At 37.6% G+C, this 18,020-nt stretch carries 14 protein-coding genes; 10 read left to right on the plus strand and 4 right to left on the minus strand.

All coding sequences use genetic code 11. The features are described from left to right. Position 1: 1 nt before the first annotated feature. From rplI to IGL31_RS00070, 4 genes are all read left to right on the plus strand, one after another. Positions 2 to 454: a 50S ribosomal protein L9 gene (gene rplI, locus IGL31_RS00055; protein ID WP_086299952.1), complete on the plus strand. Its 453-nt coding sequence runs from the start codon at positions 2 to 4 to the stop codon at positions 452 to 454. A 273-nt stretch (positions 455 to 727) separates the two neighbouring features. Further along, the gene (gene dnaB, locus IGL31_RS00060) at positions 728 to 2,095 is read left to right on the plus strand and encodes a replicative DNA helicase (protein ID WP_002288373.1); all 1,368 of its coding nucleotides are present in this window, start codon (positions 728 to 730) and stop codon (positions 2,093 to 2,095) included. A gap of 532 nt (positions 2,096 to 2,627) precedes the next feature. Then, positions 2,628 to 3,920, plus strand: coding sequence for an adenylosuccinate synthase (locus IGL31_RS00065; protein ID WP_002288375.1), 1,293 nt, complete (start codon positions 2,628 to 2,630; stop codon positions 3,918 to 3,920). A 786-nt stretch (positions 3,921 to 4,706) separates the two neighbouring features. Continuing rightward, a complete protein-coding gene (locus IGL31_RS00070; protein WP_002288377.1) occupies positions 4,707 to 5,570 on the plus strand; it encodes a DegV family protein in 864 nt (287 codons plus the stop codon). A gap of 128 nt (positions 5,571 to 5,698) precedes the next feature. On the opposite strand, the gene IGL31_RS00075 is transcribed toward IGL31_RS00070, so the two are convergent. Next, positions 5,699 to 7,321 carry an ABC-F family ATP-binding cassette domain-containing protein gene (locus IGL31_RS00075; RefSeq protein WP_010829507.1) on the minus strand — a complete coding sequence of 541 codons (1,623 nt, stop codon included), beginning with the start codon at positions 7,319 to 7,321 and terminating at the stop codon, positions 5,699 to 5,701. Positions 7,322 to 7,569: 248 nt separating this feature from the next. Between IGL31_RS00075 and IGL31_RS00080 the strand changes: the two genes are divergently transcribed. Further along, a complete protein-coding gene (locus IGL31_RS00080) occupies positions 7,570 to 8,091 on the plus strand; it encodes an HdeD family acid-resistance protein (RefSeq protein WP_002309892.1) in 522 nt (173 codons plus the stop codon). A gap of 429 nt (positions 8,092 to 8,520) precedes the next feature. Here IGL31_RS00080 and spxB read toward each other — a convergent pair whose 3' ends face one another. Continuing rightward, a complete protein-coding gene (gene spxB / locus IGL31_RS00085) occupies positions 8,521 to 10,251 on the minus strand; it encodes a pyruvate oxidase (protein ID WP_002301048.1) in 1,731 nt (576 codons plus the stop codon). A gap of 164 nt (positions 10,252 to 10,415) precedes the next feature. Between spxB and IGL31_RS00090 the strand changes: the two genes are divergently transcribed. Next, the gene (locus IGL31_RS00090; RefSeq protein WP_002294342.1) at positions 10,416 to 11,234 is read left to right on the plus strand and encodes a ZIP family metal transporter; all 819 of its coding nucleotides are present in this window, start codon (positions 10,416 to 10,418) and stop codon (positions 11,232 to 11,234) included. Positions 11,235 to 11,336: 102 nt separating this feature from the next. Here the strand turns inward: IGL31_RS00090 and IGL31_RS00095 are convergent, their stop codons facing one another. Continuing rightward, complete coding sequence (locus tag IGL31_RS00095) at positions 11,337 to 11,534, minus strand: hypothetical protein (protein WP_002294340.1); 198 nt, start codon at positions 11,532 to 11,534, stop codon at positions 11,337 to 11,339. Between the two features lie 168 nt (positions 11,535 to 11,702). Here IGL31_RS00095 and IGL31_RS00100 point away from each other — a divergent pair, with 168 nt between their 5' ends. Continuing rightward, positions 11,703 to 12,281, plus strand: a complete 579-nt coding sequence (locus IGL31_RS00100) for a TMEM175 family protein (protein WP_002288651.1) — start codon at positions 11,703 to 11,705, stop codon at positions 12,279 to 12,281. Between the two features lie 94 nt (positions 12,282 to 12,375). Next, the gene (locus IGL31_RS00105; protein WP_002294338.1) at positions 12,376 to 12,513 is read left to right on the plus strand and encodes a hypothetical protein; all 138 of its coding nucleotides are present in this window, start codon (positions 12,376 to 12,378) and stop codon (positions 12,511 to 12,513) included. Between the two features lie 812 nt (positions 12,514 to 13,325). Here the strand turns inward: IGL31_RS00105 and IGL31_RS00110 are convergent. Then, positions 13,326 to 13,829, minus strand: coding sequence for a VanZ family protein (locus IGL31_RS00110; RefSeq protein ID WP_086299950.1), 504 nt, complete (start codon positions 13,827 to 13,829; stop codon positions 13,326 to 13,328). Positions 13,830 to 14,452: 623 nt separating this feature from the next. Between IGL31_RS00110 and IGL31_RS00115 the strand changes: the two genes are divergently transcribed. Beyond that, a complete protein-coding gene (locus IGL31_RS00115; protein ID WP_086299949.1) occupies positions 14,453 to 16,438 on the plus strand; it encodes a peptide ABC transporter substrate-binding protein in 1,986 nt (661 codons plus the stop codon). 81 nt (positions 16,439 to 16,519) lie between these two features. Continuing rightward, complete coding sequence (locus IGL31_RS00120) at positions 16,520 to 18,001, plus strand: ABC transporter permease (protein WP_010723449.1); 1,482 nt, start codon at positions 16,520 to 16,522, stop codon at positions 17,999 to 18,001. The last annotated feature ends 19 nt before the right edge of the window (positions 18,002 to 18,020 follow it).

Here is an 18,020-nt window from a genome sequence, read left to right on the forward strand (position 1 = left end):
AATGAAAGTAATTTTTTTACAAGATGTAAAAGGAAAAGGTAAAAAAGGGGACATCAAAGAAGTTCCAGCAGGTTATGCACAAAATTATCTAATCAAAAATAACTTGGCAAAAGAAGCAACGAAAAGCAGTATCAGTCAGTTAGCAGGACAAAAGAAAGCACAAGAAAAACACGAAGCTGAAATCTTGGAAGAAGCTAAAAAGTTAAAAGAATTCTTGGAAAAAGAAGATACTGTAGTCGAATTGAAGGCGAAAGCAGGGGAAGACAGCCGTTTGTTTGGTTCGATCCCTTCAAAACAAATTGCTGAAGGGTTAAACAAACAATACAAAATCAAATTAGATAAACGAAAAATCGAATTAGAAAATCCGATCCGTTCACTAGGCTACACAAACGTACCTGTTAAGCTTCATCATGAGGTGACGGGTACGATCAAAGTTCATGTCGTACAAGAATAACAAATCTTGATAGCGATGTTCAGCTGGTAAGTATAACCAGAAGGAGAAAAGACAAACCGAAATTTATCTGAGAAAACAGCTGCAGCAATGAAAGCAAAAGCTGCAAATCGATTTCAGATTGATTTCGGTTTCTTTTTTGGGAACAGCAAAATAGCATAAAGAAAACGAGTATAATAAAAGAGAACTATTTTTTTATTACACTTTCGGTACGAATGATGACTTTTCTCTCATTTTCTTGTAAAATGAAGCAATTGAAGACAAGGAGCGATACGTATGAATGAAGTGTGGCAGGATCGAATCCCACCGCAAAATATTGAAGCTGAACAAGCGGTTTTAGGCTCTGTTTTTCTTGACGCAGAAACGATCATTGATGCCATGGAGTACATAGAGCCAAAAGACTTTTATCGTCGCGGCCATCAAATTATTTTTGAGACAATGATCGAGTTAAATGATCGTAATGAAGCGATTGACGTGGTTACTGTCAAAGACCGGCTGGAACAAGCCAATTTGTTAGAAGATGCCGGTGGTTTAAGTTATCTCTCAGACTTGGCATTAGCAGTTCCGACAGCAGCAAATATCGTCTACTATGCGAAAATCGTTGAAGAAAAATCATTGCTGCGTACATTGATCCAGACAGCAACAGGAATCGTTACGAAAGGATTCGAGCAAGGAGAAGAAGTTCAAACAATTTTAGATGATGCCGAACGCAGTATCTTGGAGGTTTCGGAAAAAAGAAATCGAAGCGGCTTTTTATCTATTGCTGAAGTACTGAACTCCACGATTGAAAATATCGATCGACTAGCTCAAAACAATGAAGAAATCACAGGTCTACCAACTGGCTATCAAGGTCTGGATAAAATGACAGCAGGTTTCCAGCCCGAAGAACTAATCATTCTTGCTGCACGTCCAGCGGTAGGTAAAACAGCGTTCGCATTGAATATTGCTCAAAATGTAGGAACCAAAACAGATCGTTCTGTTGCGATATTCAGTCTGGAAATGGGGGCAGAATCTCTTGTAAATCGGATGCTTTGTGCAGAAGGTTCGATTGAGGCCAGCCATTTACGTACAGGTCAGCTTTCGGAAGAAGAATGGTCGAATCTGATCGTTGCGATGGGGAGTCTTTCTCGAGCAAATATTTTTATCGATGATACACCAGGGATCAAAATCTCTGAAATCCGTGCGAAATGTCGGAAACTAGCGCAAGAAAAAGGCAATCTAGGCTTGATATTGATCGATTATTTGCAGTTGATTGAAGGTAACGGTAAAGAGAACCGTCAACAAGAAGTATCAGATATCTCTCGCCAACTGAAAAAACTGGCGAAAGAGCTGAAAGTACCTGTCATTGCTCTTTCACAGTTATCTCGTGGAGTAGAACAGCGACAAGACAAACGACCAGTGCTAAGTGATATTCGTGAATCCGGATCAATTGAACAAGATGCGGACATCGTAGCCTTCTTGTATCGAGATGATTATTATGAAAGAGAAGGCGGAGATGACGATGATGGAAACGAGCCAAAAAATGACAACGTCATCGAAGTCATCATCGAGAAGAACCGAAGCGGTGCACGAGGAACAGTTGAACTACTGTTTATCAAAGAATACAATAAGTTTTCGTCGCTTTCGCCAAGAGAAGAATTTTAAAGAAGAGGTTGTGAGCCTTGAGCAATCCCGAGAGCTCTCGTAAGAAGATGCAAGGAGTAACCGCAGGAACGACTAGAGTACTTAATTTAAACAGATCTCCAAAGGGATTGTGACAAAAGTCTTGTCACAGTCCCTTTTTCCGAATAAACGGTGTTCAATCAGCTGACCCTTGGTATTAGCTCAGCAAACGTCAAAATATGAGGAACTATTTTGACGTTTGTTTCTCTAATACTCAGGTCAAAACGCTGATCTTACGACCTCTTTTCCTTAAACGGTGTTCTCCTGCCAACTCCTCGGTCACAAGTCACAATATCATCAAACATGAGAAGCAATTTTCGTACATTCCTTCTTATTTCTTGAAGCTGACCACTTCTGTTACAACCTCTTTTTTAATAACCATTCTAAAAAGATAAAGTTCGTTTTTTAAGCGTTTTTATAAAATAAAAATAAAAATCATTCGATTTTATTTGAAATATGTATCTATTATTGATACAATGGTTCAGGATTAAATAATATAGAACGAGGTGTTCACATGTCATCTGTAGTAGTAGTAGGTACGCAATGGGGCGATGAAGGGAAAGGAAAAATCACAGACTTTCTCAGTGAAAATGCTGAAGTGATTGCACGGTACCAAGGTGGCGACAATGCAGGGCACACAATTAAGTTTAACGGTGTGACTTATAAACTGCATTTGATTCCTTCTGGGATTTTTTATAAAGACAAGATCAGTGTGATCGGAAACGGCGTTGTAGTCAATCCTAAATCATTGGTTAAAGAATTAGCTTATTTACATGAAAAAGGTGTAGAAACAAGTAATTTGCGTATTTCTGACCGCGCGCACGTAATCTTGCCTTATCATATCAAATTGGACCAATTACAAGAAGATGCTAAGGGCGAAAACAAGATTGGTACAACGATTAAAGGAATCGGACCTGCCTATATGGATAAAGCAGCTCGTGTAGGTATCCGTATTGCAGACTTATTAGATAAAGAAATTTTTGAAGAACGTCTTCGTTTGAATCTAGATGACAAAAACCGTCAATTTGTAAAAATGTTTGATTCAGAACCACTTGATTTTGACGATATTTTTGAAGAATATTATGAATACGGACAACAAATCAAACAATACGTCACAGATACTTCCGTTATCTTGAATGATGCCTTGGATGCAGGCAAACGCGTGTTGTTTGAAGGCGCACAAGGTGTAATGCTGGATATCGACCAGGGAACTTATCCTTTTGTTACTTCTTCTAACCCAGTAGCCGGTGGGGTAACAATCGGAAGCGGTGTAGGGCCTTCAAAAATCAATAAAGTTGTCGGCGTCTGCAAAGCCTATACGTCACGTGTCGGTGATGGACCATTTCCAACTGAATTATTTGATGAAACAGGAGAACAAATCCGCGAAGTAGGACGAGAATACGGTACGACAACTGGTCGTCCGCGTCGTGTCGGCTGGTTTGATTCTGTAGTTATGCGCCATTCTAAACGAGTTTCAGGTATTACCAACCTATCTTTAAACTCGATCGATGTATTAAGTGGATTGGAAACAGTAAAAATTTGTACGGCTTATGAATTAGATGGCGAACTAATCTACCACTATCCAGCAAGCTTGAAAGAGTTGAACCGCTGCAAACCAATCTATGAAGAATTGCCAGGCTGGTCAGAAGACATTACAGGATGCAAAACACTTGCAGAACTGCCAGAAAACGCACGTAACTATGTACGTCGTATCTCAGAGCTTGTTGGTGTACGTATCTCAACATTTTCTGTCGGACCTGATAGAACACAAACAAACATCTTAGAAAGCGTCTGGGCGCAAATCTAAGGATAAAAACGACGACTGAATCAGGACGTTCTTACCAGAGAGAGTCGAAGTGTTTATCTATACGATAATAATAACTTGAAGAGGTAGTGAAAGAGACGTTTAACCTTATTGCCGATAGGCTGTCTCTTGAACACTGTTTATTCAGAATAAGGGACTGTGACAAAAACCGTGTCACAGTCCCTTTTTTCGAACAAACGGTGTTCAAAAGCTTGCATCTACGGCACTAAGCCCAATCAGATGAAAAATATGGAGTGCTATTTTTATCTGATTGTTTTTACTGCTTGATGCAGAGCAGCTTTTTCACAACCTCTCCACTAAACGGTGTTCTCCTGCCAACTCCTCGGTCACAAGTCACAATATTCAACAAACATGAGAAGCTGTTTTTTGAAATTGTTCCTTGTGACTCGGAGCTAAACGGCAGGCTCACAACCTCTTGGTAAACGGTGTTCAATCAGCTGACCCTCGGTATTAGCTCAAAAAACGGCAAAATATGAGGAACTATTTTTTCCGTTTTTTTCTCTAATACTCAGGTCAAAACGCTGATTTCACAACCTCTGATTCACGGTGTTCCAGAAGTAGCTTCTACGGAAATAAGCCGAAATTTCACAAAAATTTGAGAAGCAATTTTCGTAAATTCCTTCTTATTTCTTGAAGCTGACCACTTCTGTCACAACCTCTTATTTTGATTAGAACTTGCGAAAATAAACCGGTTAAAGTGTGTCTAGCGCAAGAGATTTGCTATAATAGACGATAAGGGTAAAATGTAACGAGAAGGGGTTGAAAAATGTGTATCAAATTGTAACAGATTCTTGTTGTGATCTGCCATACCATGTATTAGCAAAAGAAAAAGTTGATTTTTTATCAATGAATCTCCAATTGAATGATCAAGAGTTAGTAGATGACCTCGGAAAGACATTCAATTATGACCGCTACATGAATCAGCTGAAAAATGGTGCGATGCCTACGACATCACAAATCAATGTTGGCCGATATTTAGAATTTTTCCGTTCTTATGCGGAAAAACAGATTCCTGTTTTATATGTGGCTTTTTCCAGTGGATTAAGCGGCTCTTACAGTAGTGCGCTTCAAGCGGTTGAATTGCTGAAGGAAGAATATGAAGACCCTGAGATCTATGTTTTTGATACAAAAGCTGCAAGTATTGGGGAAGGGCTTTTAGTATTGGAAGCTGTAAGATTGAAAAAAGAAGGTAAAAGCATCGAAGAAACCCTAGAGTGGCTGGAAAGTAATTATTTGAAAGTCCATTCATGGGTAACAGTAGACGATCTGAAATATCTAGAACGAGGCGGTAGGATTTCCAAAGCAAGTGCTACTCTTGGCAGTCTATTGAGTGTAAAGCCTATTATTACGGTGGATAAAGAAGGAAGGCTGACGAATGTTGACAAAGTTCGAGGAAGAAACAAGTCGATCCAGACAATCGTCAATGAGACGGTAAAAACAATCGTTGCACCACTTGATCAAATCGTTTATGTGGCTTACGCTGGGGATCTAGAGAGCGCGGAGAAGGCAAAACGGCTTTTGGAAGAGCAGATAAAGATGAAAGATGTGAAGCTTTATCCCTTAGGACCAACGATCGCCAGTCACACAGGCTATGGCTGTATCGCGATTTTTTCGATGGGAATCAGTCGATAAAAGCAGTAACTCATTCTGTAAAAAAGCCCAGAAATTGATTGTAACAAAAACAGCGACTCTTAAAAGATAGATGAGCATCCTATCTCTTAGAGGTCGCTGTTTTTTTATTTTTTAAGCTAAATAGGCCATTATGCCCATAACTCGTTCAATTGTTTTTGAATATCTGCATTTTCCAAAAATTCATCATATGTCGTATCAGCTCGATCGATCACACCTTTATCCGAAACGGCAATGATGCGGTTTGCCAATGTTTGGATAAATTGATGGTCATGTGACGCAAATAAGATTGAGCCAGTAAATGCCATCAAGCCGTCATTCAATGCTGTGATTGATTCTAAGTCTAAATGGTTCGTTGGATCATCTAATACAAGTACGTTAGCTTTCGAAAGCATCATTTTTGAAAGCATGCAACGGACTTTCTCTCCACCAGATAAAACATTCACTGGTTTCAATACTTCTTCACCAGAAAACAACATTCTTCCTAAGAAGCTTCTTAAGAAGGTGTTATCATCTTCTTCTTTACTTGCATATTGACGCAACCAGTCTAAAATTGTTAGATCAGTATCGAATTCTTTCGTTGTATCCTTTGGTAAATAAGAATTACTTGTTGTCACACCCCAACGTACTGTTCCAGTATCTGGCGTAATTTCACCCATGATAACTTTGAATAGCGTTGTTGTTGTTATATCATTTTCTGCGATGAAAGCGACCTTGTCTTCTTTGCTCAAATTAAAAGATATATCATCTAAAATTTTCTTTCCATCAATCGTTACACTTACATTTTCTACCTGCAATAAGTCGTTTCCAATCTCACGTTCAGGTTTGAATCCAACGAATGGATAACGTCTAGAAGAAGGTTGGATATCGTCTAAAGTAATTTTTTCAAGCATTTTTTTACGTGAAGTTGCTTGTTTTGATTTTGATGCATTCGCACTAAAGCGGGCAATAAATTCTTGGAGTTCTTTGATTTGTTCTTCTTTTTTGGCATTTGCGTTTGCTTGAAGTTTAGCCGCTAGTTGACTAGATTCCAACCAAAAATCATAATTTCCTACATAAAGTTTGATTTTACCAAAATCCAGATCCGCCATATGTGTACATACTTTGTTCAAAAAGTGACGGTCATGGGATACAACGATCACAGTATTTTCAAAATTGATCAAAAATTCTTCCAACCAATTGATCGATTGGATATCCAGACCGTTTGTTGGTTCGTCTAGCAAAAGAACATCAGGTTTACCAAATAGTGTTTGTGCTAATAACACTTTTACCTTTTGTCCACCAGTTAATTCACTCATTTGCTGATGGTGCAATTCTTCAGGGATGTTCAGACCTTGCAGTAAAACAGCTGCTTCTGGTTCAGCTTCCCATCCATTAAGCTCAGCAAATTCTCCTTCTAATTCAGCTGCTCGAATACCATCTTCGTCAGTGAAATCCTCTTTCATGTAAATCGCATCTTTTTCTTTCATCACTTCATACAGACGCTTGTGTCCCATGATGACTGTTTCAAGTACAGTATAGTCTTCATAGTCGTAATGGTTCTGTTTCAATACGGCCATCCGTTCATCTGGTCCCATAGTAACGGAACCTGTGGAAGGCTGCAGATCCCCTGATAACACTTTAAGGAACGTTGATTTACCTGCACCATTTGCACCAATCAAGCCATAGCAGTTTCCGGGGGTAAATTTAATATTCACATCATCAAATAGTTTGCGGTCTGAAAAGTGCAAACTCACATCATTTACAGTAATCAATTTTTTTCCTCACTTTTATCATTATTAGTTTTGACAAGTCTTATAGAATTATATAGGGGAAAGGTAAAAGATTCAAGGCAATCGAACATTCTTTGTGTTTCACGTGAAACAGAATGAAAAAAATAAAAATAAAAGCGGAGCGAAAATAGCTACTATAGGATTTATTAGTTTGCAACAGCATAATTTTTGACGTTATTTATAAGAGGGAGTACTATAAAACTGTAAAAGAAATGAAAGAAGGATTGAAAATGGATGAAAAAAGAACCATCGACTGGGGCTCATTGATTTTGGGAATTTTATTTGTACTTGTCTCATTGTTATCATTTCAAGACCCTGTCGGAAATTTAGTTGCAATTGTAGTAGTCTTTGCGATTTTTGCCTTTATTAAAGGGATATTTGAACTGTTTGTACGGAACAGATTAAAAGAGCTAACAGGATATAAAGGAAAGATGCCCTTAATAATCGGGATCATCGATATTCTAGTTGGCGTCTTTTTCTTATTCAATATTGGTGCAGGAGTCGCAGCATTGCCTTTTGTTTTTGCAGTATGGTTTATTGCTGATTCAGTTTTAGCGTTATTTACTGCTGACTTGGCAAGAGGAGTAAGTGAAGGATATTATTGGTTTACGATCATCGTCAATATTTTAGGAATTTTATTAGGAATTTTCTTATTGTTTAATCCAATTTCTTCTGCGTTGACATTAAGCTTTTTAGTTGGCTTCTATTTTATGTTATTTGGTATCACACATATCGTCTATGCATTTAGATAAGCAAAATCAAACAAATAAAAAAGCCGGCTTCCGATTACAGTTTTACTGTTGTAATTGGAAGCTGGCTTTTTTATCATGGACAAATATGCACGAGGTGATTTTTAGGTGTCGAGACAAATTTATGCAAAAATGTGAGAAGCTATATACACAAATTGTATCTTAATACTCGAAGTATAGCGCAGTTGTCACAACCTCTTGATACACGGTGTTTAAAAGCTTGCATCTGCGGTAATAAGCCCAACCAAACGAAAAATAGGAGGAGCTATTTTTGTTTGGCTGTTCTTATTACTTGATGCAGACCAGCTTTTTCACAACCTCTGATAAACGGTGCTCCACCTGCTGCTTCTCGGTAATAAGATCGCCGTCCTAGAAAATATGAGGAACTATTTTCTGTCCATCGTTCTTATTACTCGAAGCATAGCGCAGTTTTCACAACCTCTTTTCATATAATTCATTCAATACTGGCAAATCATGGACTTCATATTTTTCTTTGAATGCTTGGATTTCTTCTTCAGAATATTTTCTTGGATCTAAATGCAGATCTTCTACTGGCAATGGGCGCTTGTTATTGATCTTCACATCGATTACTACAGGACGATCTGATTTTGCAGCTGCATCAAAGGCAAATCGAAGTTGCGAGTATTCTGTGACTGTAAAGCTATTTGCCCCGAGCGCTTCTCCAACTTTACCGAAATCTGCATCTTCTAAAAATACACCAAATTTCTTTTGTTCCGTATCTTCTTGTTCTGCTTCGATGAAACCAAAAGAATCATTCGAAAAGACAACATTAATAATTGGAAGCTGATATTTGACTTGTGTAATGATATCTTGCATGACCATAGCAAATCCGCCATCACCACTTAAGGTAAATACTTGTTTTTCTGGGTAGCTTAGTTGTGCGGCAATTCCTCCAGGCACACCATTACCCATAGTTGCGAACCATCCAGAAGTTGTATGTTTTTGTTTACCGTTCATATTCAATAAACGAATAGAATGGATAGTCGTGTTACCGACATCTGTGACGAAAATCGCATCGTCTTCAGCAATACGATTGATTTCTTTATAGACAGCCTCTGGACGAATCGGTTCTTCCTCTCGATCTTCAAAAGATTTCAACCAATTTACCCATTTTTCTTTATTTTCTTGATTTGCTAGGTACCAGCTATCAGCAGGGCGAGCATCCCCTAACTCGACAAGTCTTTGCAAAGCTGTGTTTGCATCACCGAGGATCGACAAAGATGTTTCATGGCGTCGTCCAAATTTTGACGCATCGATATCGATTTGGATAAATTCAGCAGTTGGATTAAAAAATGCACGTCCAAATGGGAAGTCGCTACCGACAAATAAGATCAGATCGGCTTCTGCCAATGCTTCATTTCCGGGTTTAGTAGCGACACGTCCAGCAAAACCAAGAAAGTTTTCATAATCATCAGGAATAATTCCTTTTGCTAGAACGGAAGCGACAATAGGAACTGAAAAATGTTCTGAGAATTCTTTGATTTGCGGAAATCCGTTTCGCGTTCCTTGACCAACATAAAGAACTGGTTTTTTTGCTTTTTCAAGATAAGGCAAAGCAGCTAGCAAATCTTTTTCTTCTGGTAATATCACACTTGTTTTGTGAGTGTGAGCGGTGGAGAAAGGTTGTTCGTCAATTTCTTCAAAACCAAGATCAACAGGGATAGTCACGATAGCCACGCCTTTATGCTCATAGGCGGCTTTAATGGCTTCATCTACTACATGCGGAAGACTTTGTGGTGTCATGACTGTACGATTGTATACGCTGACATCTGCGAAAATAGGATTTTCATTTAGTTCCTGGAAAGAGTTATAGTTCATGGATGTAGAAGCAACTTGTCCTAAGAACGCTACTAGAGGCACATGGTCCATCTGTGCATCATACAAACCATTGATCAAATGTGTCGCACCAGGTCCTGCAGAGCCGAAGACAGCGCCGACTTTCCCCGTTAATTTTGCATCTGCAGCGGCTGCGAGTGCGCCGACTTCTTCATGACGAACTTGAATGTAGTTGATTTCGGTTTTTTCTTGATATAGCGCATCCATAATTGAATTGAAAGATCCTCCGGGAATGCCATAAATATGGTCGATACCCCAGCTTTCAAGAACTTTTACCATTGCGATTCCTGCATTGATTTTTGACATGGTGTTTCACTCCTTTAGCAATGATGATACATAAATTTTTTGTATCTAGAGTATAGAACTTTTTATCGAAAATCCCAACTAATTCGTCTTTTCACAAAAATGTAGTCATGTTTTTGGGAATATGCTAGAGTAGTACATAGATAGATTCAAGAGAGGGGAATGGCATGGTTGAATGGCTATTGAGACTTGAACCTTGGCAGCAAGCACTTGCTGGGACAGCTTTTACTTATTTTATGACAGCTCTTGGTGCCGGGTTGGTTTTTTTCTTTAAAGAAATCAAAAAAGAAGTGCTAAACTTGATGTTAGGATTTGCTTCTGGTGTCATGATTGCTGCAAGTTTTTGGTCTTTGTTAGATCCGGCTATTACAAAAGCAGAAGAAAATGGAGATATTGCTTGGCTAGTTGTAAGTATTGGGTTTGGTTTAGGCGGTGTGTTTTTATATATGGCAGATAAAACACTGCCCCATATGCATTTTGGACCACAACATGAAGCAGAAGGATTGCCTACCCATTTAAAACGGACGATCTTGCTTGTTTTTTCTATTACATTGCATAACATTCCTGAAGGTTTAGCCGTGGGGGTAGCATTCGGTGCAGCAGCAACTGCGGATAATCCGACAGCCGCTATATTAGCCGCTGTTTCGGTGGCGCTAGGTATTGGTATCCAAAACTTCCCAGAAGGAGCAGCTGTATCAATCCCGTTGCGACAAGAAGGTCTGAGTCGTAAAAAGGCTTTTGTTTACGGACAAGCTTCTGGAATCGTTGAACCAATTGCTGGAGTGATTGGAGCGCTACTAGTAACGAAAGTGGAGCTGCTGCTTCCTTATGCACTTGCTTTTGCCGCAGGAGCAATGATTTATGTCGTGGTGGAAGAATTGATCCCCGAAGCACAGCAGACATTGTCCAGCAAACGTCATTTTGCAGTTTTTGGCGTCATGAGTGGATTTATCATTATGATGATTTTGGATGTGGCATTAGGATAAATAAAAAAAATATATATGATATATCAAATAGGGTCGCGAACTTATATCGCGACCCTATTTTTTTAGTAAGTTATATCATAATGAAGTGAATGGTATCATACATTAATAATAGTTTTTTCTATGTGTATTTCCTTTGATCCAGCGAACAAGCCAGATGATAAGTGCGATTGGGATTAGAACTTTGACCGCAAACCATAAAAGCCCGCTTAGGACACTGACAAAAAGACTGATGACGAAGCTAGCTGCAATTAGCACTAAAAGAACCATGAAGATATTTAAGAACATATTTTTTTGACGCATACAAAACCCTCCTCTTGTTCATTCTTTACTATAGAAAAAGTATAACAGGGATTGTTTAAAAACACCTCCAACTGAAGACTGATTTTTACTTCATCTACTTAAATGATCAAACAATTGCTTTTTCTCTGGTTTATCATCTAAAATAGAGCGGAAAAGGAGGAGAATATCATGCCTAAAAATCGTCTTGAAGCATTTACAGATGCTGTAATCGCGATTATCATGACTATTTTAGTTTTAGAACTTCATGAACCTAACGGAGATACGTGGGAGGCGCTCGCTGCATTAGGTTACCGATTTTTTATCTATATTGTCAGTTTTATCATTTTAGCGATTTATTGGAACAATCATCATCATTTATTTCAAGTTGTACATAAGATAAATGGACGGGTCTTATGGGCGAACAGTTTCTTTGTTTTTGCGCTTTCGCTTTTTCCGTTTGCAACTTCATGGATCAGTGAGTACATCAATAGCCTGGCTCCAGAAATGACTTATGGTTTTGTTACCTTGACCGCTAATATTGCGTATTATATCTTGGCAAAAGAACTTGTCAAAGCAAATAAAGGCCACGAGAAAGCATTGAAGGCGATGTTGAATAATTACAAGAAATCGTATCTATCGATTGGCTTGAATGTGTTAGGAATTGTCTTAGGGTATTTAGTAGCACCCGTAGCCGTGCTGATCGCAAACATCGTGATTCTAGCTGCTTGGATCATCCCAAGTCGTACCATCGAATCACAATATCGGTAAAATGATCCGTGTTTAAAATTTAAGAGAAAAATATAGAAAAAATAAATAAACGATCAAATATCCGAGTGATACTAGTATTCAAAGAGGGATGCAGATGGATCAAAAAAGAATTCATGTAGGACTGATTACTAGTTTTGTCACGATGCTTATTTATTTGGATCAAGGTCATTTGACTTGGACAGTAGTTGGTGTCGTAGGATTTTTGACATTATTCACAGCAATAAAAAAATAAACATCTTTATGTAATCTGATGTTCTATCTATTTAAGAAAAGCATGTTTACAGCAGTATGATTCTGTTGTAAACGTGTTTTTATTTGTGGAAAATTTAATTTTTAGAAAAGTGTATCGAAAAATAGATAGTTAGTTTTTCCACAGTGGATAACTTCGTAAGAGATAAAAATAAAAAACTAGTCAAAGAAGGGCGTATAGATTTCTTTTGATAGGAGATATACAACAGAAATGAATAAATATTAACGTGTTTTCAAACAGTATAAAACGGTGTGGTTTTTGGAATAAAAAAATAACATATCTCATTTCACGATTTTGTTATTTTATACTTAAAAAATAACGACACAGAAAATACCGTGTCTCAGATTTCTCTACTACTTCTAAAAACTACTGTTTTTTTCCTTTGAAATGCCTTCAAAAAGTAGGATCAGGCAGAATATACTGGCAGAATCAAGGAAAAGGGAGCCTAAATAAGGAGAAAAACCATAGAAAATATAAAGTAATTACTTATAAAACAAGCTTTTTATAGAAAAATAATATACCTGAGTAGGGTATAAATTAAGACGGAATTCCTTTCTAGATTGAGATATTGACTAGGAAGAATGTTAAGATTTTAAGCCTTTAAGCTAAAAAAAAACCCTTTTTGTTAAATAAGGGGAATATAGCCTGTCAGTTTCAAACTGCAAGTCGTCCTGCTGCAATAATATAGTAGATTAGAGATGAAAATAGATTTTTTTAAACCAATGACTGAATAAAAAGACCGTCATAGATACACATTGGAATGTGTCTATTACGGTCCTTTTTTACGAACGATTTTATCGAAGACGGATAGTGCGTGTCAAAAATAAAAAAGCTACGATTAGAAATAACAATAAAATGTACCCCGAAATAACGGCTAGGCGATCCAACTTATTTGTCGATAGGTGTTTGTTTAAAAGCTGATAGAACCATAATCCAATCAGACCTCCTGTTGTATTAGTAATTACATCAGTGATATCCGCTACGCCAATACCGAATAGGAATTGAATCAATTCTGCCAAGAAACTTACAAGGAATATAATCCCTAATTTTTTAGAAAAAGAAAGTCTCTTGAAATTGACATTCAAAAGCACCCCAAAAGGAAAAAAGACAATCAAGTTATAAGTGGTCTCGCGCAAAACCGTCGTATTTTCAAAAGAAAAAGTAGAAAAAGGAACGAGATTGACATTGCTGTAAGAATAAGTGAGGAATTGTGGAAGATTAAATGATAGCTTGAATAAAATCAACCATAATACAAAGAATAAATAAATCCCTAATAAAAATTTTGATACATACCGCATAGACATCTCCTCCATTTAAAAAGTATACCATCGAAAACCGCTGAAAAATCATAAAAAAGTATGAAGTTTAAGGACCAGCGTAGTTATCGTACGAAAATTAAAAGCTTTTTTTTGTTGGGAATCCGGTTTCTTTTAAATGAGTTTAAAATGAGAAAACATTCAAATGTATAACTTAAGTAATTTTTATTCGTTCGCTTTTTCCTCTCGAAGATTATTTTTAATAATTATATAAGCTACATGCATATATATATTATTTTTCGTATAAAAAAGGAATATGTTATATATGAAAAAATTATGAAAAGATAAGTCATTCAACGCTTTTTTTTCGAATACATGCGTTTTAAGCTTATTACATTAATAATATTTATTTTTTTATTTTCTTGATGATAAAAATGAAAAGTTAGATAATTGCATATGTAGTTATATATATAAATTTCAGATAATTCGAATTATTTCGCTGAATTACCTTGACATTGCCTAATGCCAAATGTATTATTTCAATAACTTTCATTATCTTTTAATTATTTCAGGTGATTTATTAATTAAATATGTTGCGCAATTATCTGGTTAATAGGGGTTGAAAAGGGTGAAAGCAGTATAAATAAGAGGGGGATATACATTATATGAAAAAAGTTTTAGCTTTGCTTCTAGTAAGTGCAGTTATGCTGGGAGCATGCGGGAGTAATGCAAAAGGGTCTAGCTCTTCAAAGAAAAGTGACCTTGTATCAGAATATAGTTCTGTATATGTAACAGATCTTGAAACGCTAGATTACACATTCTCATCCCGTAAAACGAATAGTGACCACTATACTAACTTTGTGGAAGGTCTTTTGGAAAATGACCAATACGGGAACCTGAAAGGCGATATGGCCAAGTCATGGGAAGTCAGTGATGATGGTTTGACTTATACGTATCATCTTCGCAAAGGTGTTCCTTGGGTGGATAGTGAAGGAAATGAGTATGGGGCTGATGTGACAGCAAATGACTTTGTTACTGGGTTGAAACACGCGGTAGATGTACAATCAGAAACGTTATATATCGTGGCAGATAGTATCAAAGGCTTATCTGATTATATAGATGGTAAAACGAATGATTTTTCTACTGTTGGGGTAAAAGCAGTAGATGACTATACGTTGCAATACACATTGAATAAACCTGAACCATTCTGGAACTCAAAAACGACTTACGGTATCTTATATCCAATCAATGAAGAGTTCCTAAAATCAAAAGGAAAAGATTTCGGTAAACCAACACCAGACTCTATCCTTTATAATGGACCATTCATCCTTGCAAACAACACAGCTAAATCAGTCATCGAATATACGAAGAACGAATCGTATTGGGATCCTAAAAATGTCCATTTAGATACAGTAAAATGGACCTATAATGATGGAAGTGATCCCGATGGGTTATTCAAATCTTATGAAAATGGCGAACTCTCTGCTGCCAGAGTTTATCCAAACTCTCCAGGGTATAAAGATGTAACGAAAGCTTATCCCGATGGCGTGACTTGGTCTGAAACAGATGCATCAACATATAATTTAACCTTCAACTTTAACCGAGGTACATTTGATGCAACTTCAAAAACAACAGACAAAGAAAAAGAAGACACACACACTGCTATTTTAGACCGCAATTTCCGTTTAGCTGTTCTATTCGGATTTGATAAGAAAAGCTATAACGCACAGAGTGTAGGAGAAGAAGGAGCCAATAAAGCATTACGTAATACACTTGTTCCTGCCGATTTTGTAGAAATTGGCGGAAAACCTTACGGTGATACAGTGGCAAGCAAATTAAAAACACTGGATTCAGATGCTTTTGGCGATGTAGATTTATCTGATGGACAAGATGGGTATTATAACGCAGACAAAGCCAAAGAATATATGGAAAAAGCAAAAACAGAACTAGAAGCAAAAGGTGTCCAATTCCCTATCCATTTAGATATGCCGGTTGAAGAAACTTCTGAGATCAGTGTCAACATAGTCAAATCTTTGAAAAAATCAGTGGAAGCTTCTTTAGGATCAGATAACGTAGTAGTCGATGTTCAATTATTAAATGATAATAAATATTTAGCTGCTACTTATCAAGCAACGACGGGACAAGCTGGCGACTTTGACATTACAAATGCCTCTGGTTGGGGCCCAGACTACACTGATCCATCTTCTTACTTGAATATCTATGATTCACGCAAAGGAGATATGATCCAAACACTTGGACTAGAAGCTTCTGCCGTAGTACAAGGAACGGATCCTTCAGCTGCTGCGAAAAAAGCAATCAACTTATCTGAATACGACGCATTATTGGATAAAGCTGCTGCTATCACTGATGATTTAGATGCTCGTTACACCGCTTACGCAGATGCAGAAGCTTGGTTGTTAGATAATGCTTTGCAAGTACCAATCTATGCATACGGCGGTACGCCGCGTGTCACAAATGTTGTTCCATTTAGCAAGCCATTCGCTTGGACAGGTATTGCTACAAATAAACTGAAATATATAGAAGTACAAAGCGATATCGTTACAACAAAACAATACGACAAAGCGAAGAAAGCTTGGGAAACGAAAAAAGAAGAAGCTGCGAAAGAAGCAGAAACAACAAGTTCTAAGTAATTTAGCTGAATGAATAGTAAAGAAGGCTTTCAATTTCTATTGTAGCCTTTTTTACTTATATGATGAAAGAGAGGGAAAATTGTGAAAAGATACCTTTTATTTAGGGTCCTGCGCTCTATACTTAGTATTTTTCTTGTAACTACCTTAACCTATGCGGTGATCTATTCACTTGTTCCGAGAAAAACGATATTTCAAAATGATGTGAATTACGGAAAATTAAAGGCAAAACCAGATGAGCTAGCAGATTATGAGAATACAGCCTTCAGCAAGATGGGTTATATCGAATACCACACGTCGAAAGAACTGAAAAAAGAAGTAGGAAGCAGTTCATCAGAAAAAGCCTCTTCTGAGCAGTTAGAAGAAAAATACCAAGATTGGGCGAAGAAAAATGGTTGGACGCTCAAACAATTTCCAATCAGCAAAGAATATTATGCGACAAAAGATATTCCATTAGTAAAACGCGTAGTGAATTTCTATGCGAATATGATCCAAATCGATCACCCTTGGAAAGTAAAAGATGCTAGCAATCCTGACTTAAAACATTCTCTGCGTATCGAAAACGATGAGTTGGTCGGTTGGGCACTTGTCGGTTCGGGAACACAATATAAATACCAAATCTATTTCAATGGACAATTTCCTTATATCCATCAAAATATCGTTCATTTGAATCTAGGCACTTCATATCCGACATTTGCCGGACAAGCGGTAACAAGCATCATTTCAGGAGGACAAGGGAAAACAGAAAGTACAGAGACAACATTTAATGATGATTTTACAGCGCGCTCTTCTGCTAATATCTATCTCCGTCAATATCAGAAAACAAAAAACATCTCTTCACGAGACAAAAAATATTTTTCTGACAATTATGTCATCACAGATACGAATTACCAAGACCCATCGATGATCGGTACATCATTTCGTATGGGAGCCATCGCTGTTGTTATTGCTTATGCAATCGGCATACCTGCTGCGATGTTGATGGCTCGTTACAAAGGAAAGATACCAGATAAAGCAGGGATCGCTATCGTAACGGTGCTGATTTCCGTGCCAAGTCTAGCCTTTATCTATTTCTTCCGATTTATTGGAAGCAGCTGGTTTTCTTTGCCAGATTCCTTCCCAGCATTGGGCGCACAAGATATTCGCTCCTATATATTACCAACAGTGATTCTAGGACTATTGTCTGTTTCTGGAATCGTTATTTGGCTGAGACGTTATATGATCGACCAACAGTCTTCTGATTATGTTAAATTTGCGAAAGCAAAAGGTTTGAACGCGAAAGAAATTGCTAGAAAACACATTTTCAAAAATGCCGCTATCCCAATCGTCAATGGGATTCCAGGAAGTATCATTGGAGCGATCGCTGGGGCGACGATCACAGAAACAGTGTTTGCTGCACCAGGTATGGGGAAAATGCTACCTGATGCGATCATTACCCATAACAATCCATTAGTTATCGCAATCGTTTTTGTCTTTACCACAGTATCCGTATTTTCAATCTTAGCCGGGGACATTGCGATGGCATTAGTCGATCCGCGAATCAAACTATCGTCAGGAGGAAAATAGCTTGGAAAATGTGAAAACA

It is taken from the genome of Enterococcus sp. MSG3290, assembly GCF_050555565.1.
Taxonomy (GTDB): Bacteria; Bacillota; Bacilli; order Lactobacillales; family Enterococcaceae; genus Enterococcus_B; species Enterococcus_B faecium.

Coding starts and splice junctions, on each gene's coding strand:
- rplI (WP_086299952.1), top strand. CDS start 2: ATGAAAGTAATTTTTTTACAAGATGTAAAAGGAAAAGGTAAAAAAGGG.
- dnaB (WP_002288373.1), top strand. CDS start 728: ATGAATGAAGTGTGGCAGGATCGAATCCCACCGCAAAATATTGAAGCT.
- IGL31_RS00065 (WP_002288375.1), top strand. CDS start 2,628: ATGTCATCTGTAGTAGTAGTAGGTACGCAATGGGGCGATGAAGGGAAA.
- IGL31_RS00080 (WP_002309892.1), top strand. CDS start 7,570: ATGGATGAAAAAAGAACCATCGACTGGGGCTCATTGATTTTGGGAATT.
- spxB (WP_002301048.1), bottom strand. CDS start 10,251: ATGTCAAAAATCAATGCAGGAATCGCAATGGTAAAAGTTCTTGAAAGC.
- IGL31_RS00090 (WP_002294342.1), top strand. CDS start 10,416: ATGGTTGAATGGCTATTGAGACTTGAACCTTGGCAGCAAGCACTTGCT.
- IGL31_RS00095 (WP_002294340.1), bottom strand. CDS start 11,534: ATGCGTCAAAAAAATATGTTCTTAAATATCTTCATGGTTCTTTTAGTG.
- IGL31_RS00100 (WP_002288651.1), top strand. CDS start 11,703: ATGCCTAAAAATCGTCTTGAAGCATTTACAGATGCTGTAATCGCGATT.
- IGL31_RS00105 (WP_002294338.1), top strand. CDS start 12,376: ATGGATCAAAAAAGAATTCATGTAGGACTGATTACTAGTTTTGTCACG.
- IGL31_RS00110 (WP_086299950.1), bottom strand. CDS start 13,829: ATGCGGTATGTATCAAAATTTTTATTAGGGATTTATTTATTCTTTGTA.
- IGL31_RS00115 (WP_086299949.1), top strand. CDS start 14,453: ATGAAAAAAGTTTTAGCTTTGCTTCTAGTAAGTGCAGTTATGCTGGGA.